The organism is Streptomyces sp. NPDC059003, assembly GCF_042740445.1.
Lineage (GTDB): Bacteria > Actinomycetota > Actinomycetes > Streptomycetales > Streptomycetaceae > Streptomyces.
The window spans coordinates 54,065-74,646 of sequence record NZ_JBHYJH010000025.1 but is presented as its reverse complement, the minus strand read 5'-3'; the positions used below and the strand labels follow the sequence as shown (position 1 = coordinate 74,646).

At 72.2% G+C, this 20,582-nt stretch carries 18 protein-coding genes; 10 read left to right on the top strand and 8 right to left on the bottom strand.

The annotated features are described in order from the left end of the window. Positions 1 to 87: 87 nt before the first annotated feature. Together sigJ (ACFWZ5_RS12880) and ACFWZ5_RS12875 are read left to right on the top strand one after the other, a co-directional pair. Positions 88 to 1,038 carry an RNA polymerase sigma factor SigJ gene (gene sigJ, locus ACFWZ5_RS12880; RefSeq protein ID WP_384785425.1) on the top strand — a complete coding sequence of 317 codons (951 nt, stop codon included), beginning with the start codon at positions 88 to 90 and terminating at the stop codon, positions 1,036 to 1,038. A gap of 93 nt (positions 1,039 to 1,131) precedes the next feature. After that, on the top strand, positions 1,132 to 1,449 hold the full coding sequence (locus tag ACFWZ5_RS12875; protein WP_384785422.1) for an NIPSNAP family protein: 318 nt from the start codon (positions 1,132 to 1,134) through the stop codon (positions 1,447 to 1,449). A 54-nt stretch (positions 1,450 to 1,503) separates the two neighbouring features. Here the strand turns inward: ACFWZ5_RS12875 and ACFWZ5_RS12870 are convergent, their stop codons facing one another. After that, positions 1,504 to 2,274, bottom strand: coding sequence for a TetR/AcrR family transcriptional regulator (locus ACFWZ5_RS12870; protein ID WP_384785419.1), 771 nt, complete (start codon positions 2,272 to 2,274; stop codon positions 1,504 to 1,506). Positions 2,275 to 2,414: 140 nt separating this feature from the next. Here ACFWZ5_RS12870 and ACFWZ5_RS12865 point away from each other — a divergent pair, with 140 nt between their 5' ends. Together ACFWZ5_RS12865 and ACFWZ5_RS12860 are read left to right on the top strand one after the other, a co-directional pair. Further along, the gene (locus ACFWZ5_RS12865) at positions 2,415 to 4,655 is read left to right on the top strand and encodes an MMPL family transporter (protein ID WP_384785416.1); all 2,241 of its coding nucleotides are present in this window, start codon (positions 2,415 to 2,417) and stop codon (positions 4,653 to 4,655) included. A 95-nt stretch (positions 4,656 to 4,750) separates the two neighbouring features. Beyond that, complete coding sequence (locus tag ACFWZ5_RS12860) at positions 4,751 to 5,893, top strand: hypothetical protein (RefSeq protein ID WP_384785413.1); 1,143 nt, start codon at positions 4,751 to 4,753, stop codon at positions 5,891 to 5,893. 15 nt (positions 5,894 to 5,908) lie between these two features. Here ACFWZ5_RS12860 and ACFWZ5_RS12855 read toward each other — a convergent pair whose 3' ends face one another. Continuing rightward, positions 5,909 to 7,237: an aspartate aminotransferase family protein gene (locus ACFWZ5_RS12855; protein ID WP_384785410.1), complete on the bottom strand. Its 1,329-nt coding sequence runs from the start codon at positions 7,235 to 7,237 to the stop codon at positions 5,909 to 5,911. Between the two features lie 87 nt (positions 7,238 to 7,324). Between ACFWZ5_RS12855 and ACFWZ5_RS12850 the strand changes: the two genes are divergently transcribed. Beyond that, positions 7,325 to 8,221 (top strand): LysR family transcriptional regulator, encoded by an 897-nt coding sequence (locus ACFWZ5_RS12850; RefSeq protein WP_384785407.1) that lies wholly within the window; start codon positions 7,325 to 7,327, stop codon positions 8,219 to 8,221. Positions 8,222 to 8,301: 80 nt separating this feature from the next. Here ACFWZ5_RS12850 and ACFWZ5_RS12845 read toward each other — a convergent pair whose 3' ends face one another. From ACFWZ5_RS12845 to ACFWZ5_RS12835, 3 genes are all read right to left on the bottom strand, one after another. Then, on the bottom strand, positions 8,302 to 8,883 hold the full coding sequence (locus ACFWZ5_RS12845; protein ID WP_384785403.1) for a snapalysin family zinc-dependent metalloprotease: 582 nt from the start codon (positions 8,881 to 8,883) through the stop codon (positions 8,302 to 8,304). Positions 8,884 to 9,137: 254 nt separating this feature from the next. After that, entirely contained in the window at positions 9,138 to 10,763 is a 1,626-nt protein-coding gene (locus ACFWZ5_RS12840; protein WP_384785401.1) for an amidohydrolase, read from the bottom strand. 120 nt (positions 10,764 to 10,883) lie between these two features. Further along, a complete protein-coding gene (locus ACFWZ5_RS12835; RefSeq protein ID WP_384785398.1) occupies positions 10,884 to 11,525 on the bottom strand; it encodes a TetR/AcrR family transcriptional regulator in 642 nt (213 codons plus the stop codon). Positions 11,526 to 11,593: 68 nt separating this feature from the next. Between ACFWZ5_RS12835 and ACFWZ5_RS12830 the strand changes: the two genes are divergently transcribed. Beyond that, the gene (locus ACFWZ5_RS12830) at positions 11,594 to 13,042 is read left to right on the top strand and encodes a purine-cytosine permease family protein (RefSeq protein WP_384785395.1); all 1,449 of its coding nucleotides are present in this window, start codon (positions 11,594 to 11,596) and stop codon (positions 13,040 to 13,042) included. Between the two features lie 47 nt (positions 13,043 to 13,089). Further along, positions 13,090 to 14,121, top strand: a complete 1,032-nt coding sequence (locus tag ACFWZ5_RS12825; RefSeq protein WP_384785392.1) for a sulfotransferase — start codon at positions 13,090 to 13,092, stop codon at positions 14,119 to 14,121. Positions 14,122 to 14,174: 53 nt separating this feature from the next. Here ACFWZ5_RS12825 and ACFWZ5_RS12820 read toward each other — a convergent pair whose 3' ends face one another. Next, the gene (locus tag ACFWZ5_RS12820; RefSeq protein ID WP_384785389.1) at positions 14,175 to 15,023 is read right to left on the bottom strand and encodes a GNAT family N-acetyltransferase; all 849 of its coding nucleotides are present in this window, start codon (positions 15,021 to 15,023) and stop codon (positions 14,175 to 14,177) included. Between the two features lie 34 nt (positions 15,024 to 15,057). Further along, a complete protein-coding gene (locus ACFWZ5_RS12815; protein ID WP_384785386.1) occupies positions 15,058 to 16,374 on the bottom strand; it encodes a hypothetical protein in 1,317 nt (438 codons plus the stop codon). Between the two features lie 247 nt (positions 16,375 to 16,621). On the opposite strand from ACFWZ5_RS12815, the gene ACFWZ5_RS12810 reads away from it, so the two are divergent. Further along, positions 16,622 to 17,194, top strand: coding sequence for an RNA polymerase sigma factor (locus ACFWZ5_RS12810; RefSeq protein ID WP_384785383.1), 573 nt, complete (start codon positions 16,622 to 16,624; stop codon positions 17,192 to 17,194). Positions 17,195 to 17,466: 272 nt separating this feature from the next. On the opposite strand, the gene ACFWZ5_RS12805 is transcribed toward ACFWZ5_RS12810, so the two are convergent. Further along, entirely contained in the window at positions 17,467 to 18,390 is a 924-nt protein-coding gene (locus ACFWZ5_RS12805; RefSeq protein WP_384785380.1) for an NmrA family NAD(P)-binding protein, read from the bottom strand. A 143-nt stretch (positions 18,391 to 18,533) separates the two neighbouring features. On the opposite strand from ACFWZ5_RS12805, the gene ACFWZ5_RS12800 reads away from it, so the two are divergent. Together ACFWZ5_RS12800 and sigJ (ACFWZ5_RS12795) are read left to right on the top strand one after the other, a co-directional pair. After that, positions 18,534 to 19,535: a hypothetical protein gene (locus tag ACFWZ5_RS12800; protein WP_384785377.1), complete on the top strand. Its 1,002-nt coding sequence runs from the start codon at positions 18,534 to 18,536 to the stop codon at positions 19,533 to 19,535. Between the two features lie 156 nt (positions 19,536 to 19,691). After that, positions 19,692 to 20,564 carry an RNA polymerase sigma factor SigJ gene (gene sigJ / locus ACFWZ5_RS12795; RefSeq protein ID WP_384785456.1) on the top strand — a complete coding sequence of 291 codons (873 nt, stop codon included), beginning with the start codon at positions 19,692 to 19,694 and terminating at the stop codon, positions 20,562 to 20,564. Positions 20,565 to 20,582: the final 18 nt, after the last annotated feature.

The following is a 20,582-nucleotide window of genomic DNA, read 5'->3' as shown; positions in this document are numbered from 1 at the left end:
ATGTGAGGTGACGCGACGCCCTCACATTCCGCGGGGCCGCCTCGTCGTACGAGTGACAGCGGATGCGGCCAAGGGAGCGGCGACACGATGAGGACCCAGTCCGAGACGACCCAGTCCGAGCCGGGGGACGACCGGCTCGATCCGGGGCTGAGCGCGATCATGAGCGAGCGGCGGCAGCTGATCAACCTCGCGTACCGGCTCCTCGGCTCCCTCGCCGACGCCGAGGACGTCGTGCAGGAGGCCTACGCCCGCTGGTACGCCATGTCCGCACCGCAGCAGGAGGCCATCGCGTCGCCCGGCGGCTGGCTGACGACGGTCGCCAGCCGCATCTGCCTCGACCAGCTCGCCTCGGCACGGGCCCGGCGCGAGCAGTACGTGGGCGAGTGGATCCCGGAGCCGGTGCCCGATCACACGGAGTGGATCGGCGAGCGGCCGGGCGGCAGGACGGGTGACCCGGCCGACCGGGTCACGCTCGACGAGTCGATCAACATGGCGTTCCTCGTCGTGCTCGAAGCGATGACCCCGGCCGAGCGCGTCGCGTTCATCCTGCACGACGTCTTCCGCTACTCCTTCGCCGAAGTCGCCGAGATCGTCGGCCGGACCCCGGCGGCGTGCCGTCAGCTGGCCTCTTCGGCCCGCCGCCGCATCCGCGCGTCGCAGGCTCCCGTGACTCCGGCGGCCCGGCGCGCCGACATCGTCAGGGGCTTCAAGCAGGCCTGGGAGGCCAAGGACATCGCCGCCCTCATCGGCCTCCTCGACCCCGACGCCACGGGAGTCGCCGACGGCGGGGGCCTGGTCAATGCCGCGCCCGTGCCCATGGCGGGCGGCGAGCAGATCGCGCGCTACTTGATCGCCGTCACCGACCGCGTGACCGACCAGGTGATCCTGGAGCGCACGGTCAACGGCCAGCCGGGCCTGGTGATCCAGCACGGCGGCGTCACCACCTCGGTGATGGCGTTCGACTTCGCGGGCGACCGGATCACGCAGCTCTGGGCCGTACGGAACCCCGACAAGCTCCGGCCGTGGACGGCGATCTGACGCGTGGCGGCTCGTGCCCGGGCTGACGGGGGCGGCACTACGGATTGCGTAATCCGTAGTGCCGCCCGCGCCTGTTCGGGCATCATGCGTCGCATGATCACCGTTCATCTGAAGTACGAGATCGACCCCGACCGCATCGCGGACTTCGAGGAGTACGGCCGCCGATGGGTCGTCCTCGTGAACCGCTTCGGCGGCACGCACTACGGCTACTTCCTGCCCAGCGAGGGGGACAGCGACATCGCGTACGCGCTCTTCTCCTTCCCGAGCCTCGCCGCGTACGAGCAGTACCGCACGGACAGCGTGAGCGACCCCGAGTGCCAGGAGGCCTTCGAGCTGGCCCGGCGCACCCAGTGCATCCGCCGGTACGAACGCCGCTTCCTGCGGCCGTTGGACCAGGTGCCTCAGGCGTAGGCCCGCAGTGGCTGGTCCACGGCGGCCCCTCACCGGCACGGTGAGGGGCCGTCGTCATGCCGGGGCAGGTGCTGACGCGGCGTCCGGGACCCGGCGGCGGATGTCGTCCGCCATGTCCAGCATCGCCGTACGGAATATCTCCGCCTGGTGGGACCCGAGGAACGCGGTGTGGCCGAACACCTCCAGGGCGACGAGGCCGTGCATGTGTCCCCAGGCGTTCAGCACGAGCGAGGCCGCGGCGGGCGGCAGGTCGCCGAGGCCGTCCGGCGGCAGTTGCCGCAGATGCGCCCGGAACTGCGGCGAGAGCGCCCGGGTGTCGACGCCGGCCAGCTGCGCCGCGGTGAACGCGCCGAACATCTCCCGCTGGAAGATCGCGCTCATCCGGCGCTGCGCCTGCGTGGTCGGGCCGTCGACGGGCGCTCGATAGTGCCGCAACGGCGCTCCGTAGAGGAGCTGGAACCGCTCGGGGTGGGCGACGGCCCAGCGACGGTAGCCCTCGGCCGCGACGACCAGGGGCGGCACGGCCGGACCGTCCGGCGCGGCGTCCACGGCATCTACGGCGTCCACAGCGGCCTGCACGGCGTCGGCCAGGTCGTCGTACGCCTTGGTGATGAGCGCCGTGACGAGGTCGTCCCGGCTCGGGAAGTAGTGGTAGAGCGCCTGCACGGTCATGCCGAGACTCCGGGCGACCGCTCGCAGGGACAGGGCGGCGGGCCCGTGTTCGGTGATGTGGCGCTCGGCGGCGCCCAGGATCTCCTGCACGGCGACGGCCCGGCGCCGCTCCCGCAGGGAGGGCATGGCCGCTACGGATTCCTCAGGGGGCATGCGGCGACCGTACGGCAGTCGTCCCTGACGCGGCATCAAAATCCGTGCTCTGTTAGGAAAATCTAACACTGCCAAATCTTCTTGAGCGTCGCTAGCGTCGGCCGTCCCGTTGCAGAGCGAGAACCCGAAGGAGACAGCGCGTGTTTGAACGCATAGCCGAACTGGCAATCCGCCGGTCCCGGTGGGTACTTGTGGTCGCCGCCCTGGCCGTCGTTCTCATGGGCGCCGTGGGCGCCGGAGCGTTCGGCAAGCTGGTGGACGGCGGCTTCGCCGACCCGGACGCGCAGTCCACGAAGGCCGGGAAGGTCATCGACGAGAAGTTCGGCGGGGAGACGAACCTGGTCCTGCTGGTCCGCGCGCCCGAAGGCCGCGTCGACGCCCCCCGGACCGAGCGGGCAGGACGGGACCTGGTGGCCGACCTCAAGAAGGAACCACACCTTGAGAACGTGATCTCGTACTGGGACGCGGGCAGCCCCGACCTCCGCTCCGAGAACGGCCGCGAAGCCATGGTGCTCGCCCATGTGAAGGGCGGCGAGACCGAGCAGGGCAAGAACGCCAAGGGCGTCCTCGACGACTACACCGGTGCGTACGAGGGCGGGCTCGACATCAGGGCCGGAGGCGGCACCGCCGTCAGCAACGACCTGGCGACACAGACGCCCAAGGACCTCCTCCTCGCCGAGATGATCGCCGTCCCGCTGACGCTCGTGCTCCTCCTGGTCGTCTTCGGCAGCGTCGTCGCGGCACTGCTGCCGCTGGTCATCGGCACCGTCGCGATCGCGGGCACGTTCGCCGAACTCGCCCTGCTCGGCGGCGCCACCGACGTCTCGCTCTTCGCGACCAACCTCACCACGGCCCTCGGCCTCGGCCTCGGCATCGACTACGCCCTGCTGATGATCAGCCGGTTCCGTGAGCAGCTCGCGGCGGGCGCGACCGTGCCCGACGCCGTCCGGCGCACGGTGGCGACGGCGGGCCGCACGGTCGCGTTCTCCGCCGCCACGGTGGCCGTCGCGCTCGCGGCGCTCCTGGTGTTCCCGCAGTACTTCCTCCGCTCGTTCGCCTACGCGGGCGTCGGTGTCGTCGCCATCGCCGCCATCGCCACCCTGTTCGTGATGCCGGCCCTGCTCGCGGTCCTGGGACACCGGGTCAACAGCGGACGCCTTCCGTGGGCGGAGCCGGGGCGCTCCGCCGCCCGCGCACCCCTGTGGGGACGCCTCGCCAGGACCGTCATGCGCCGGCCCGCGCTCACCGCGCTGCCCGTCCTCGCGGTGCTGCTGGTGGCCGCGAGCCCGCTCCTCGGGATCGGCTTCGGCACGGCGGACGAGCGGGTGCTGCCCGAGGACGCCGAGAGCCGCCAGGTCTCGGCGGTGCTGCGGGAGGACTTCGACGGCAACGACGACGCAGCCGTCCACGTCGTCATCGACGGGGCCGTGGGCCGGGGCCCGCTGGCCTCGTACGCGACCGGGCTGTCCGGCCTCGCGGGCGTCGTCCGCGTCGAGGCCTCCACCGGGACGTACGTCGAGGGGCGGTCCGAGGAGGCAGGACCGGCGGGCGCCGCCCTCGGCCGCTCCGACGCGCAGCGGATCAACGTGGTGAGCTCACTGACGCCGAAGTCGGCGGCGGCCGAGCGCCTGGTCGAGCAGGTGCGGGCGGCCGAACCGCCCGCCGGGACGCACCCCTTGGTCGGCGGCACCGACGCCGAGCTCGTGGACTCCAAGGACTCCATCGGCAGCCGCCTCCCGGTCGCCGTGGCCCTGGTCGCCGTCACCACCTTCGTCCTGCTCTTCCTGTTCACCGGCAGCGTCGTGCAGCCGCTGCGTGCCCTCCTCCTGAACGGGATCAGCCTGGGAGCGGCCCTCGGCGTCATGACGTGGATCTTCCAGGACGGCCACCTCGCCTCCCTGCTCGGCGTCACACCACAGCCGATGGACACCTCGATGACCGTCCTGATGTTCTGCATCGCCTTCGGCCTGTCGATGGACTACGAGGTGTTCGTCACCAGCCGGATCAAGGAGCTCCACGACCTGGGTGAGGGCACTGAAGGGGCCGTGGCCGACGGGCTCGGGCACACCGGACGCATCGTCAGCGCCGCGGCCTGCCTGCTTGCGGTGAGCTTCTTCGCCTTCGGCACGGCCGAGGTCAGCTTCATGAAGATGTTCGGCCTGGGCACCGGGCTCGCCATCCTCATCGACGCCGTCGCCGTACGCGGCATCCTGCTGCCCGCCGCGATGCGCCTGCTCGGCCGCTCCGCCTGGTACGCGCCGGGACTCCTGCGCAGGCTCCACGAGCGGTTCGGCCTCAGCGAGGGCGACCCGGAGCCCGCGGCCGCCGCACCCCACCGCACTGCGGCCCCTGTGTCCGTCTCCGTCCGGAACAGGCCATGATCACGCCGTTGGCTGTGCAACGCCTGTTCCAGAAGCGGTAGTTGATGCCAGGATGACCGCGGCTGGAGAAATCATGGGGGAACGGGGTGGATTTCGTGAAGCCGTACAAGGTGTGGATGGTGGCAGGGGCCATCGGCGCGGTCGTGGTGCCGACGGCCGTGGTGGCCGGGCCGGCGGCCGCGGCGCCGCGGGCGGCGGGTTCTGTGGCTCAGGTGCTGCCTCCGCTGCCGGGTGATACGGGGGCCGGCGCCAGCCTGATGAACGACGCCGGTCAGGTCGTCGGCTTCAGCCGCAACAGGGACGGCTCCCGCCCGGTGCGGTGGGAGCCCGACCTCACGCCGACGCGGCTCGGCCTGCTGGAGGGCGGGACGCAGGCCAACCCCAGGACGATCGTCGCGGACGGCTCCATCGCGGGTGAGGCCGAGGCCGCCGACAGCACGTGGCACCCGGTCACCTGGGGGCCGACGGCCGCGATACGCCAGCTGCGGGAGCCCGCCGGATACGTCAACGGCTCCGCGGAGGACCTCAACGACGACGGCGTCGCGGTCGGCACGGTCAGCGACAACCGGGTCAGCCGCGCCGTCCGCTGGAACCGCGAGGGGCAGCCCGAACTGCTCCCGGTGGAAGCGAACATGCGGTACAGCCAGGCGCGGTTCGTCGACAGGCAGGGCAACGCGTACGGCTGGATGGGCTACGACGCGACCGACCGGATCACCGTGCGCTGGGACCGGTCGGGGAACATCACCAGGCTCGACGCCCCCGGCTCCCGCCTCTCCGAGCTCCGCGACGTCAACGACCGCGGCACCGCCGCAGGCACGAGCGTCACCGGCGACACCTGGCTGGCCGCCCTGGCCCTGCCCGGCCGCACCTTCGCACCGCTGCCCGGCGCGCAGCACCAGAGCGCGGTGATGGACGTCAACAACGCCGACGCGGCCCTCGGCTATGTCAACGGCACCGCCACCCGCTGGGAGGGCGGCGAGATGGTCCGCCTGCGGCCCCTGCCCGACGCCACGACCACTCAGGTGAGGTCCCTCAGGGATGCCCTCAACGACGCCGGTACGGCCACCGGCTCCTCCGGGAAGTACGCCGTGACCTGGGACGCCGACGGCCGGCCCAGCAAGCTGCCGGTCGCCCCTGACGTGCAGTCCAGCTACGGTCTGGTCATCAACGGCCCCGGCCAGGTCCTCGGGTACGTCGACACGTGGAGCGCCTACGGCGTTCCCGTGGTCTGGCGCTGAGCTGAGGCAGGAGGCTCAGCGGAGGCCGACGGCGTCGCCGATCGCCTCGTCGAGCATCGCAAGGCCGAGCGAGAGCTCGTCCTCGGTGGACGTCAGCGGCGGCGCCATCCGCAGGACGCCGCCCATCCCGGGGAGCTGGACGATGTTCAGGTGCAGGCCCAGTTCGAGGCAGCGCCGGGTGACTCGCGCGCCCAGCTCGTCCGAGCCCCGCTTGGTCTCGCGGTCGGCGACGAGTTCGAGCCCGGCGAGCAGGCCGCGGCCGCGGATGTCGCCGACGGCCGCGTGCCGCCCGGCGATCTCCTCCAGGCCCCGGCGGAGGAACGCGCCGAGCGACCGGGCGCGCTCGTCGAGCCCGTCCTCGATCAGGACGTCGAGAACGGTGTTGCCGACCGCGGCCACCAGCGGATCGGCGACGTGCGTGGTGAAGAACAGGAACCCGCGCTCGTGCGCCTCCTGCTCGATCGCGGCGCTGGTCACCACGGCCGCGAGGGGGAGGCCCGCACCGAGCGTCTTGGACAGCGTGAGGATGTCGGGTACGACCCCGTCGCGTTCGAAGGCGTACCAGGTCCCGGTGCGGCACAGGCCCGTCTGGGCCTCGTCGAGGATCAGCAGCATGCCGCGCTCCCGGCACTTGTCCCGCAGGGCCGCGAAGTACCCGGGCGGCGGCTCGACGATGCCGCCGGAGCTGAGGATCGGCTCGACGAGACACGCGGCCAGGCTGCCCGTCGACTGGGCGTCGATCAGGTCGAAGGCGAAGTCCAGCTGGCGGCGCCAGTCGAGGGAGCCGTCGGCCGCGGTGAAGTCGGGGCGGTAGGGGTTCGGCACGGGGATGGCGAAGTTGCCTGGCGCACCCGGGCCGTAGCCCTTGCGGCCCGCGCTGTAGGTGGCGGACGCGGCGGCCTGCGTCATGCCGTGCCAGGACCGCGCGAACGAGACGATCTCGTGCTTTCCGGTGACGAGCTTGGCCATCCGGATCGCGGCCTCGTTCGACTCGGCGCCGGTCGTCAGGAGCAGTGTCTTGTCCAGCGGAGCGGGCAGGGTGTCGGCGAGCCGCCGGGCGAGGTCGACCACCGGGCGGCTGAGCATGCCGCTGAAGAGGTGGTCGAGGGTCGCGACCTGCTCCTGGACGGTCGCGACGATCCGCGGGTGCGAGTGGCCGAGGATCGCGCTCATCTGGCCGGAGGTGAAGTCGAGGATCTTCCGGCCGCCCGCGGTGAACACGAAGCTCCCGGTGGCACGGTCGATGATCTCGTGGGTGAACTCGCCGCCGTAGCGCACGAGATGCGCGTCGGCATCGGCCCAGAAGGCGTCGGCCGACGGCAGGGGGGTGGTCGAAGCAGTCATGTCCCCGACGGTAGGTCGCGCCCGAGCGACACGTCCATCTCACAATTCCGGCTTTCCTGTTCGGTGTAGCCGCACAAGAATGAGGGCGTGATGAATCCCTGGAGGCTGCGCCTGCTGAGCCAGCTGGACACGCTCGGCACCATCCGGGCGGTCGCCCAAGCCGCCAACCTGAGCCCGTCGAGCGTCTCCCAGCAGCTCGCCGTGCTCGAGACCGAGACGCGCACCCGGCTCCTCGAACGGACGGGGCGCCGGGTGCGGCTCACCCCGGCCGGTCTGATCCTCGCGCGGCGGGCGCGGGCGATCCTCGACCACATGGACAACGTCGAGGCGGAGCTGCGCGGGTTCGGGGAGGAACCGGCGGGCCTGGTGCGCCTCGGGGCGTTCCAGAGCGCGATCCACACCCTGGCCGTGCCCGCGGTGACCCGGCTCGCGCGCGAGCACCCGCACCTGGACGTCGAGCTGCTGCAGCTGGAACCGCACGAGAGCATGCCCGCCCTGCGGGGAGGCGACGCGGACATCATCATCACGACCACGGACTTCGACGAACTGCCCCTGGGGCCCGACCTCGACCTCGTGCCGCTGACCACGGACTCGATCGTGCTCGTGGTCCCGCCCGGCCACCCCGCGGCCGAGCGCGGCGCCGTGGACCTCGCGGCCTACGCGGACGAGCCATGGGCGTTCGACATGCCCCAGTCGTACATGGCGAACCTCGCGCGACGGCTCTGCCGCCAGGCGCGGTTCGAGCCGCGCGTGGTGTGCCGGTTCAGCAACTACATGATGACGCTGCAGCACGTCGAGGCCGGCCTGTCGATCGCCCTGCTGCCCAGCCTCGCGGTCGACCGCCGCTACCGCGTCGCCACCAGCGAACTCGCGACTCCCGTGACCCGCACGATCACGGCGGCGATCCGCCGGGGCTCACCGCCCAGCGCGGCGGTGCGCGCCGTTCTTGACGCGCTGCGCCACCATCCGGACCTGCCGCTGTAGGCATCGCGGCGAGGTGCCCGACCGCGCGGAGCACGGCCGGGCACCTTCTGCACTCCGGTCGTCCTTACAGCTGCCGGTCGTTACCGCGCGTCCACCAGCATCCGGCCGTCGGCCGGGATCCGCGACGCGGCGCCATTGGCGTACGCGGCCTCGACCCGTGCCTGCTCAGCCGCGTCGGGCACCGCGTTCTTGCAGCTGGTACCGGCGCTCGAGCCCGACATCAGCTGGGAGCACGGACCGGGCTTGGTGTCCGGCAGGCCCAGGTTGTGGCCGAGCTCGTGGGCGGCGATGCGGGTCTTGTCGTGCCCTTGCGTGACCGCCTGGCTGCCGAGTTGGACGACGCCGCGGCCGCCCGGGCGGACCGGGCCGAGGGTGGCCTGCGGCCAGCCGGTGGTGGCCACGATCTGGATCTCCGCCCGGGTGCCGGGCGGGGCCTCGACCAGCTTGACGTTCTCGACGTTCGTGTTCCACGAGGCGACTCCGGCCGCGATCGCCGCCTCCCAGCCGGCGGCCCGGCTGTCGTCATAGCGGAGCGTCACCACAGCCGACGCCTTCTTCGCCGTGTCCGGCTCCGGCGCGGACACGGCGTGCGCCGCCGGTGCCGTGACCAGGGCGACCACTGCCGCGGTGCACACTGCTCCGAACCGTATGTGATGCAGCATTGCTGTCCCTTCACTTGTGGGGGGCCCGGCTCCGTCAGGGGCCGAAAGGTCGGGCATCCGCCGCTCAAGTCCTCATCAACGACGGACGTGTCCACGTCAATTGACGTCGTGCCAGACGGTACAGCGCCGCACCTCTGCACGAACAGCGGCCTCACGGCCAACAATCGCCGGAGCGCGAAGGGTTGACCCGGTGGTCGGCAGCCACCCTCCTCCTCAGTGAGCCGCCGCCCGCACGCGCGTGCCGCGGCGGCCGGTCACAGACGCCCGTCGCGGTGGGTCAGTTCGCCGTCGACGGCGGTGAGCAGCACCGGCAGGTCCGGCAGTTCGGTGGCGGCGGTGGTGAGCGGGTCGGAGGCGAAGGCGGTCAGGTCGGCGCGGTGGCCGATCGCGATGCGGCCGGCCTCGTGCTCCTCGCCCGCCGCGTAGGCGGCGTTGACGGTCATGCCCTGGAGCGCCTCCAGCGCCGTGAGCGCCTGCTCCGGGCCGTGCGGGGCCTGGGTGAGGTCGCGTGAGGGACGGCGGTGACGGGCTCCCGCCATGACGCCGAGCGGCGAGGACGGCGCGATGGGCCAGTCGGAGCCGAGGACGACGACGGCGCCGGAGTCGTACAGGTCGCGGCAGCGCCAGGCGCGTGCGGCACGCTCCTCGCCGAGGCGGCGCGACCAGTTGTCGGTGTGGTCGGCCCGCGTGAAGTCGCAGCAGTGGGTCGGCTGCATGGAGGCGACGACGCCGAGCTCGGCGAACCGGCGCAGCGTGTCGTCGGGGACGGTCTCGATGTGCTCGACCCGGTGCCGTACGGGCCGGCGGTCGTCGGCCTGGGCCTTCTCGACGGCGTCGAGGACGTGGCGTACGGCGGCGTCGCCGATGGCGTGCGTGGCGGTGGGCACCCCGGCGGCGTGGAGGGCGCCGATGACCCGGGTGTACTCCTCCGGGTCCGGCCAGAAGGCGTGCCGGGACTCGCCGTGGCAGTCGGGGTGTTCCAGCCAGGCGGTGCCGTTGTCGATGGTGCCGTCCATGAAGATCTTGACGCCGTCGGTCCGCCACAGCCTGCCGCCGACGCCCTGCTGCTCGACGAGCGCGCGCACGCCGTCGGCGTCGGTGCCGGGCTGACACCAAGGGGCGACCCGCAGCCGCAGCGGCAGCTGCCCGGCGGCGTCGAGTTCGGCGTAGAAGGCGAGGCTGTCGCCGTTCGCGTCCATGGCGTGGCCGCCGGTGAGGCCCGCGGCGGCCATGGAGCGCAGTGCGGCGGCGACGCGCTCGCGGCGCTCCTCGTGGGTGAGCCGCGGGGCGACGCGCTCCACGAGCTCGCAGGCGGCCTCCTCCAGGAGCAGACCGGTGGGCCGGCCGTCGGCGTCGCACACCACCTCGGCGGTGGCCTGGTCGAAGGTCCGTGGCCCGTCGACACCGGCGAGTTCGAGCGCCCGGCGGCTGGCCAGCGTCGAGTGGGCGTCGAAGAGCAGCAACAGGGCGGGCACCCCGTCGAGTACGGCGTCGAACGGCGCGGTCTCGACGGGGCCGCCCGCGAACACGTTGGGGTCGAGGCCCCAGCCGCGCAGCCAATCACCCGGGTCGAGGTCCCGCACCGCGCCGGCGAGCGCCTCGCGCACCTGTGCCACGTCGGTGCAGCCCGACAGGTCGAGCCCGTCGGTGAGTTCGGCGCCCGAGACGGGGTGGATGTGCCCGTCGACCAGGCCGGGCGTCACCACGGCGCCCTTGAGATCGACCACCTCGGTCGAGGCGTCCGCGAGCGCGCGGACCTCCGCGTCGTCACCGAGGGCGGTGATGCGCCCGGCGGCCGCGGCGAGCGCCGTCTGCGGCAGGAACTCACCGGTGACCGGGTCGAGCAGACGGGCCGAGAGCAGGATGAGCGAGGTACGCACGGGGGCTCCTTGGGGGGTCGTCGGGCGGGGTGGCGGCACTCGGTGGGATACGAGGCGTCAGCCGCGGGAAGCGGCGCTCGGTGAGGTGGGTGGTGTCGGTGGCGCGCTCGCCGTGGGGCGTCAGTCGGCGGCGGCGGCGCTCAACGTGCCGGGAGGCAGACCCAGTTCGCGCTCTGCGGTGATGATGGGCAGGCTGCGGATCTCGGGCGGATCGTCGGCGGTGTCACCGCTGTTGACGAGCATGCCGAGGCCGTCGAGGACGACCAGGATCTGCACGGCCGTCAGGACCGGGTCGTCGGTGTGGAACTCGCCCCGCTCGACGCCGTCACGGATGAGGCCTTCGAACCGGTCGCGCCAGGCGGCCTCCTGGACGGTGACCCGGGCGCGCAGCGTGGGGCGGTAGCGGCTGAGGTGGCGGGCGTTGAGCCAGAGCCTGCTGAGGTCGTCGTACGCGTCGCCGGTCGCCCGGGCGAAGAACCGCGCCAGGTGCTCGGTGGCGCCGGCCCCGGCCCGGTCCGCCGGGAGGAGTTCGTCGAGTTCGCGGCCGGCGGCGGTGCCGTAGGCCTCGGCCACCAGGTCCTCGACGGCCGGGAAGTAGTGGCTGATCAGGCCCGGCCGGACGTCGAGCTCCTCGGCGATGCGCCGCAAGGTGATGCACTCCAACCCTTCGCGAAGTGCGACGCCCGCCGCAGCGGCAACGATTTCCGCACGTCTGGCCGCCGGAGACTTGCGGATTCGCTTGTTCGGGAGGGTTGACGTCATGGAATCCATGCTATTGAGTGTGCGACCAATAAACAAGCAGGTGGGCAACCAGCATCCGGAGGGGCCGTATGGCGTCCACGATTCCCGACCCGCAGCAAGGCCCCCGCACCGCACCGCAGCAGCCGCCCCCGTCGGGCGGGACCGGCCGCGTGGAGACCCACGGCATCGACCCCATCCCCGACCGGGAACGCCACGGCCACCCACGACGCCTCTTCTCCGTCTGGGCGGCGGCGAACGTGAACTATCTGAGCCTCGTGATCGGCGGCACCCTGGTCCTCATGGGCCTGACCCTGTGGCAGGCCCTCGGCGTGATCGTCGTGGGCAACCTGTTCTGGCTGCTCACCGGAGTGCTCGCGATATCCGGCCCGGCCGCGGGCGCGCCGAGCGAGGTCATCACGCGGGCGATGTACGGAATCCGCGGCAACCGGGTCAACAACGCGGTCGTCGGCTGGATGATCTCCGTCTCCTACTTCGCCCTGAACCTGGCCGCCGCCGCGACGGCCGCCTTCTCCCTCGTGGAGAAGACCGGCATCACCGCGAGCACCGGCGTCAAGGTCGTCGTGGTCCTGGTGATCGCCGCACTCACCCTGACCATCGGCGTCTACGGACACGCCACGATCATGAAGCTCTACCTTCCGATCACCCTGGCCCTCACCGCCGTCTTCACCGTCGTCGCGATCGGCGTGTTCCGGCACACCGACTTCGCGTACGCACCGGCCGAGCCGCTGACCGGAACCGGCCTGTGGACGGCCCTCATCTCCGGCGTCACCCTCATCGGCGCCGCCCCGCTCTCGTACACCACCAGCGCCGACTTCTCCCGCTACCTGCCCCGGACGACGCCCGCGAGGGCCGTCCTGGGATGGACCGCCCTGGGCGGCTTCCTGCCGAGCGTGGCCGTCTGCTCCCTCGGGGCGTTCGCCGCGACCGCGGTCGACATGACGGACCCGCAGTCCGGGCTCCAACAGCTCCTGCCGGGCTGGTTCGACCCCGTCTTCCTGCTCGCCCTCGTCCTCGGCACGATCGCCCTCAACGCCCTGACCTCCTACAGCGCGGGACTCGCCCTCCAGGCCGTCGGCGTCCGCATCCGCCGCTCCCTCAGCGTGATCGCCGACGGGGCCGCCGCCGTCTCCCTCACCCTGTACGCGCTGCTCGTCTCCGACTTCCTCGACACCGTCAGCAACGTCCTCCAGCTCACCGTCGCCCTGCTCGGCCCCGCCACCGCCGTCTACGCCACGGACATCCTGCTGCGCCGCAACCGCTACGACGGCCCCACCCTCACCGACGAGACCCCGGGCAGCCCCTTCTGGTACACCGCGGGCATCAACCCGGCGGGCGCACTGGCCCTGACGGGCGGCGTCACCGCGGCGGCCCTGTGCGTCGACACCCTCTACACCGGGCCGATCGCCGGGGCCCTGGGCGGCATGGACCTCTCCCTGCCCGTCGGCATCGTCGTCGCCTCGTGCCTCTACGCGATCCTCGCGAAGTCCGGTGATACGCCCGGCCGCCCACGGGCATGAACCAGGGCGAGCCGCGTGACGGAAACTCGTCGAAGGAGATGGAGCGCATGCGCACTCTGACGTTCGTCGTCGGTACGGGCCGCAGCGGGTCGACCGCCCTGTCCGGCATCGTCAACGCGCACCCGGACGTGCTCAGCCTCAACGAGTTCCTGGCGTCGGTGCAGAGCCGGGGCTTCCCGGAAGGCCTCCTCGGGGGAAGGGAGTTCTGGCGCCTGCTCGCCGACCCCAATCCGACGTTCGAGCGCATGATCCGCAGCGGGGTGCCGATGCCGGAGTTCCTCTACACCCGCCGTCCCGGACGCTTCGCCACCGCGACGACCGGCATCCCCGCCCTGTCCCTGATGGTCCTTCCGCACCTGACCGACGACCCGGACGAACTCTTCGACGAGCTCGAGGAGCACGTGTGCCGCTGGCCTGACCGCACGGCCGTGGCACACCACGAAGCCCTGTTCGCCCTGCTCTGCAGGTGGTTCGTGCACACCGCGGTCGTCGAGCGGTCCGGCTACTCGCTGGACCGGGTGCCGCTGCTGCGCAGGCTCTTCCCTCAGGCACGCTTCGTGCACCTGTTCAGGGACGGGCCCGACTGCGCCTTGTCGATGAGTCGGCACACGGGCTACCGGCTGATCTTCCTGCTGCGGGAGATCCTCGCGCGGACCGGTGCCGAGCGCGTCGAGGACCTCACCGAGGACCAGGTCCGCTCCTTGCCGCCGGACCTGTCGCAACTGCTCGCGGAGCGGTTCGACGCCGCACTGGTCCTGGACCGCGACCTGCCGGTGACGGGATTCGGGGCACTGTGGTCCGAACTCATCACCCGGGGCGTCGATCACCTCAACGAGGTGCCCGCAGCCATGCGGACCACGCTCGTCTACGAGGACCTCCTCGACGAGCCCCGCAGGGAGCTGACGCGACTGGCCGACTTCATCGGCGTCGAACCGCTCCCGCAGTGGCTCGACACCGGCAGCGCGCGCCTGGACGCCGGCCGCCGGGGCGCCTCCCGCCGGCTGCCCGCGCAGGAGTTCGCCGCGCTGGAGGGGTGCTGCGCGCCCGGCACGCGGGCCCTCGCCGGTGGCCGGGCGTAGCGGACGGCACCGTCGGATCGGAAGGCGCCATTCGGTCGGAAGGCGCCGTCCCCTCACCCCTTGACGAGGACAGCCCGCGTATAGAGCAGCGTGAAACCCCGCCGCTCGGCGTTCTGCTGGGACTTGGACGCGGGCTGGGTGACGACGACCGCCAGGTCGCATCCCTGCGCCGTGGCCTCGGCGAGCCGGGCCGCGAGCAGCGCCGTCTGTACGCCGCGTCGGCGGTACGCGGGCAGGGTCGCGGCGCCGGTGAGCTGGGCGACGCCGTCCGCGATGCGCATGCTGGCGCCGCCCGCGACCTGACCGTCGGCAAGGGCGAGGTAGCGCCGCATCCCGGCGGCCGCGGTCAGATCGGTCACCGCGCTCTCGAGCACGTCACGTGGGAACTCCTCGTGCGAGGCGACGCCTTGCGTGTCGGGGTGCGCGAAACCGCCCACCACCGTGTCCAGCCACCGGTCGAACTCGGCGTCACCGCTGTCGCGCACCACGACGCCGGGCGTCTCAACCTGCTCGGGCCGGTCCCGCAGCGGTCGGCCGAGGACGTTCTCGAAGCCCACGAGGCGGTAGCCGCGGCCGGTGAGCATCTCGCCGACGCCGGGGTCAGCGAGGTGCGCCAGCTCGACCTGCACCGGCACACCCCGGGCCGCGAACCGCCGCTCGACCTCGTCGAGCTCGCCGGCGTCCGGCACGCCCGCGAAGCCGAGGCCCGCCACCTTGTTGAGGGGCGAGCCCGGCTCCGTACAGCAGGCGACCCCGCCCGCGAGCGGGATCACGCAGCCCTCGGCCGTGCCGAGCCGGGCCAGGGCGGCTTCACTGCCGGTGGCGATCAGCCCGGCCTCCACCCGCTCGATCCGCGCGCCGAGCTCGATGTCACAGAAGAGGGGTTCTCCAACGTTCCACATGAGCCCCGACCTTAACTGCTGCGGTCGGCGGGCCTCACGGCGTGTTGACGGAGAAGACCACGCGCTTGCCCACGGTGGAGTTGATGCGTTCGTTGATGCCCCACAACCGGTCCGTGGTCCAGGAGTAGCTGAGGTTCTGGGTGTAGACGGGGGCGGCGGTCATGACGTGCGGTGCGGCGTTGGCCTGTGCCTTGTGGATGCAGGAGTACGGATCGTCGGGGGTGCCGCCGCCCGCGCCGGTCGGGCAGGTCCCCGCCATGTACCAGTTCGTGCCGTCGGTGGCCGCTCCCTGCATGGACCAGACGGGGGAGGAGTACGCCGCCGACGCGGTGCCCTTGGGGAGCTTGGTCGTGGCGTCGAGCGGCCACCGTACGACGCGACCGCCTGCCGCGTCCTTCTTGTACTCGGCCGAGACGAGGGAGTCCTGGCCGCCGGTGCGGTCGAGGCTGAGGGAGTTCAGGCAGGGCGTGGTGCCCGCGGTGACGGAGCAGGGGGTGTTGCCGGTGGTCGTCTGGTACATCGCGACCATCGGGACGGCGTAGTTGTGCCAGAGGCCCGACGAGGTGGTGCCGGATATGCCCACCTCCTTGGCCTGCTTGTTGAGTTTCCAGATGTGCCGCAGGTCGTAGACCTGGAGGTAGCGGCCGTTGGCGACGAAGGCCCGGTCGCCGTACCAGACGACACCGTCGACGTGATTGCCCGGGACGACCTGGAAGTTTCCCTTGCCGTCGGCGTTCTTGACGGGCTTGACCAGGAGCAGGTTGTGATAGTTGGGCGTGCCGCTCTTGGTGTTCACCAGCGTGAGCCGGGCGTACTCGTCGCCGCGCCGCTCGGCCGGGTCGGGGTTGCCCATGTCGGTGCCGTGATGCCAGGTCACGGCCTGGGCGGGAGTGCCCTTCCACGTGCCGTCGGAGGGGGTGCCGGTGTCGCTGTACGGCAGCGAGAGGCCCTGCGGAGTCCAGCCGCCGTCCGTCGCGTTCCAGCTGCTCGACCGGTCGTCCTCCTTCTTCCAGCAGTAGCCGCTGGGCTTGAGGCTCGCGGACAGACCCGTGTCGTGACAGAGGCCCGCGACACCGGTGTTGCCGCCCGTGGTGAGGAGCGTGCTGACGTCGACGTTCTTGACGGCGCCGGTCCGCTCCACGGCTTGGACCGCGGCGTCCGTGCCGTCGGCGCCGCCACCGGCGAGGACTTGGTTGAGCTTGAACTGGGAGACGGTCGCGGGGTCCACCGGACCGAACGGCATGGCGGCGGCGGCCGGGTGCGCGTTCACGAGCGTCGCGGCGACCGCGGCCGCCGAGGCTCCGGCGACCGCCAGGCGCGTGCTCCATCGCGTACTGCGTGCATGAGTCATGCGACGGACAATAGGCTGTTCCGGCCGCATGTTCGATCACACCGGTGAGGGGCATCGGCGGTCATCGGGACGGCTGCCGTCGGGACGGCCTGAATCCTTTCGGGGACCTCGCGCCTCTTATACGCGTCCGGCAGAACGCCGGTACGGAAACGGGAGGTCATCGTGATCGTGGGAATCGCCGTAGTCGTCGGAGCCGTGCTGGTCTGCGCGTGCAGTGTCGCCGTGCTGCGCAAGCGGGGGCGCGCGCGTGGCTGAGTCGTCCTGGCCCGGTGAAGGGCTGATCGTCGCCGCACAGCGCGGTGATGTCGACGCGATCACCGCGTTGGTGTCGGGGGCGCACCCGAACGTGGTGCGGTTCGCCCGCTCCCTCTGCGCCACGCCCGAGGACGCCGAGGACGCGGCACAGGAGGCGTTGATCATCCTGTACCGGAAGATCGGGATGCTGCGGGCCTCCGGCGCACTGGCGTCCTGGATGTTCCGCATCGTCCGCAACGAGTGCCTGCGGCGCGCGCGGACGGTGCTGCGGGCACCCGCGCCGCTGCGGGACACCGCCGTCCTCTCGGCGGAGGAGGAGGTGCTGCAGCACCTGGAAGCCGGCACGGTGGCGGCGGCCGTCGCCGCTCTGCCCGCCGACCAGCGACGCGTCCTGATCATGCGGGACATCCAGGGCCTCAGTGGACGGATGGTCGCCGATGCGCTCGGCCTGAGTACGGCAGCGATGAAGTCGCGCCTGCACCGCGCCCGCGCGGCCGTGCGGCACACGCTGCGTACCACCCCCGACTCGACCCGCGCAGGGAGCACTGATGGGAACGAAGACTGACGGCCCCGACTTCGCGAGTGCGTCCCTGCCCCGGCACCTGGCCCGGGGCGTGGCGGGGTTCGGCGGATTGATCGGGTCCGTGGCGCTGATCTCGGTGGTCGGGCCGGTGAGCCTGCTGCTCCTTCCGGTCGGCCTGCTGGCGCTGCGCGGCTGCCCGATGTGCTGGACGATCGGGCTGATACAGACCGTTTCGAGGGGACGGCTGCGGCGGTCCTGCACGGACGGGCAGTGCAGATTGACGGTCGCCGACGACGCGCCGGGCCCCGGTCGTGTCAGGCCCCGGTCGGCATCTGCTCCCGGGCCCAGTCCTCGAAGCGGGTGAGGGGGATGCCGAGGTCCCGCGCGTACTCCGGGCGCGCGGGCTGGCCGGCCACGTTCATCCACTCGTGGGCGGCGCCCGCCGCCGGCATGCCCGCGGCGACGGCTTGCGCCACGGTCATGTCGGGCGCGGACAGATGGGTGCCCAGGGCGCGGGAGAGGACCTCGGCGACCTCCGTCATCGACAGGTAGTCGCTCGCGAGTTCCAACTCGACCCCGTGGAACCGCTCGGGCTCGGCGATGGCCGCGGCGGCCGCCCTGCCGATGTCGTCCACCGCGACCAGGGAGAGCCGGGTCCCGGGCTTGAGGGCGCTGATCAGGCCGCCCTCGATGCCGCGCGGGAACAGGAACGCCGCGGCCGGGAGGAAGTTCTCCATGAAGAATCCCGGCTTGAGCAGCGTCCAGTGGGGGAAACCGGCCGTGCGGACCCCCTCCTGGACCGTGGTCTTGGCGGCGAAGTAGGGCTCCATCGCGGCCCAGCGGCCCTCGGCCCAGCCGGGAGCTTGCGTATGCTGGCCCGCGCCGCTGACGGACGTGTGCACGAACTGCGGCACCCCGGCGGCCTTCGCCCCCTCGATGAGGTTGACGCCCTGGACCACCTCCCCGTCGAAATCGCGGCCTTCCGCCGTCACCCCGGGCAGCTGAACGGAGAAGACGGCCCGGGCACCCGCGGCGGCCCGGACCACGGAATCGCGGTCCCGGAGATCGCCGGTGACCAGCTCGACGCCGAGCGCCGCGACGGCCTTGGCCCGTTCGGTGCCCGGGTCGCGCACCAGGGCACGGACGGGAACGCCCGCCGCGAGCAGCGCACGGGCGGTGGCGCCCCCTTGTTTGCCGGTGGCGCCGGTGACCAGGACGGGCGCGGAATCTGTGGGCATGCTGCTCCTCGGGTACGCGGCCAGTCAGTGGCGGACCCCGCCGTTGCTGCTTCGAACGATACGGCGGACGACGTCACTTCCCCACCCGCTCCGCACCAGGGACCCCATGTCGTGGCGGGTACGTCAACGGACAAGATCCACCCATGACTTCACACGCGCGTCCCGTCCGGGTCCTGGCCGGTGCGGCCCTGCTCGGCAGCGCGTGCACCCTCGTCGCTCCGGCATCGGCGGCCGACGCCCGCGACCGGCAGGCGCAGGGAGGCGGAGCCATCGTCTCCGTCGAGCGCGTGGCCGACCTGTCGGCCGAGGACGTGGTCAGGGAGCTCCACGACAAGATCGACTCGTCCCAGGTCCGCCATGGCGTGACGGCGTACCGGGTCGCCTACCGCACCACCAACAGCGCGGGCGCCCCCACCACCGCGAGCCAGCTCGTCGTCCTGCCGAGGAACAGGACGCACCGCCTGTCCACCGTCTCCTGGCTGCACGGCACCACCGTCTACCGCAAGGATGTCGCCTCGGAGAACCCCGCGTCGGACGACCGGCTCGCCGCCTTCCTCTTCGCGTCGACCGGGCGGGCGGTCTCGGCCCCCGACTGCGTGGGCCTGGGCTCGGGCGAAGGCTTCCACCCCTACGGCGACCCGCGGGCCACCGTCGCGGCCTCCGTCGACGGGCTGCGCGCGGCCCGGACCCTCGACCACCGCAACGGCCGGGAGCTGAAACGCAAGGTGCAGGTCAGCGGCTTCTCGCAGGGCGGGCCCGCGACCATGACGGTGGGCCGGGCGCTGCAACAGGAAGGCGCCGACCGCTCCTTCCGGCTCGGCGCGCTCGCCCCGGTCGGCGGCCCTTTCCACCTCTCCGCCTTCGAGGCCGACGCGGCCGACGACAAGATCGCCGGCGCGCTGCCGTCGGCCTCCAAGGACCTGTTACCGGTGGAGATCTTCCACGGCCGTGGCGACCAGGACGTCGACATCTCCCACTCGCGGTACTGCGCCGGGCAGTTGACGAAGAACGGCGCCGCCCACCGGCTCACCGACGTCGGCGACCACGACTACAGCGCGTCGGTGGGTCAGGCCCTGCCGCGGATCATCACGTTCTTCGACAAGGCGGCCGACAACGCGGGCGACAACGCGGCGCGGGCCGACTGAAGCACATACCCGCCGTACCTGCCGTACCCGTCGTACCGCAGAGGCGAGGCCGTGGGCCCGATCACGCCCTCGCACGGCACGCTCTAGGATTGATCTCCGCCAGGTGCGGGCGTCCCCCAGCGGCCGACCCCGCCTCGTCGCGGTCATAGGGGAGACATCGTGGGCAGCAGCACCCTCGCCGAGGCGGACTGGAAGGAGCATCAGCCCGCGGTGTTCGGCGTGGCCTACCGGGTGCTCGGCTCGGTCGCCGACGCCGAGGACGTCACGCAGGACGTGTGGCTGCGCGCGGCGGCGGCCGACCTGTCCGAGGTGCGGGACCTGCGGGCGTGGCTGGTCACGGTCGCCGCACGCACCGCCTACAACGTCCTCAAGTCGGCGCGCGTGCGCCGGGAGAACTACGTCGGCCCCTGGCTGCCGGAGCCGCTGCTGACCGGTCCTGACGCCGCCGAGCCCGTGCTGATCGACGAGTCGGTCGAGACCGCCATGCTCCGGATGATGGACGAACTGGCCCCGGCGGAGCGCGTGGCGTTCGTGCTGCACGACGTGTTCGACGTGCCGTTCGGCCGGATCGCGGAGGTCATCGACCGGTCCCCCGCGGCCAGCCGCCAGCTGGCCTCCCGGGCCCGGCGGCGCCTTGCGACGGTGCGGGAGCGTCCGCGGGCGCCCCGGGCCGAGCGCGCGCGGGTGCTCACCGCCTTCCGCGCCGCCTCGGAGAGCGGCGACCTGGCGGAGCTGGTACGGCTCCTCCACCCCGACGCCGTGTACGTGGCCGACGGCGGGGGCAAGGTCCTCGCGTCGCTCAGGCCGGTGCACGGGGCGGGCACCATCGCCAACCTGTCGGTCCACCTCGCCCGCCAGCTGGTCGGCGTCCGGATCGAGCTCGTCGAAGTGGGCGGCGAGCAGGCCCTTGCGACGTACCACGACGGCGCGCTGCGCTGGATCGACTGCTTCGACGTCGTCGACGGGCGGATCACGAAGGTCTGGCGGGTGGCCAATCCGGAAAAACTTCCGCGCCCCGGTCACAACTGACGCTCCTGTCTTGTCTCC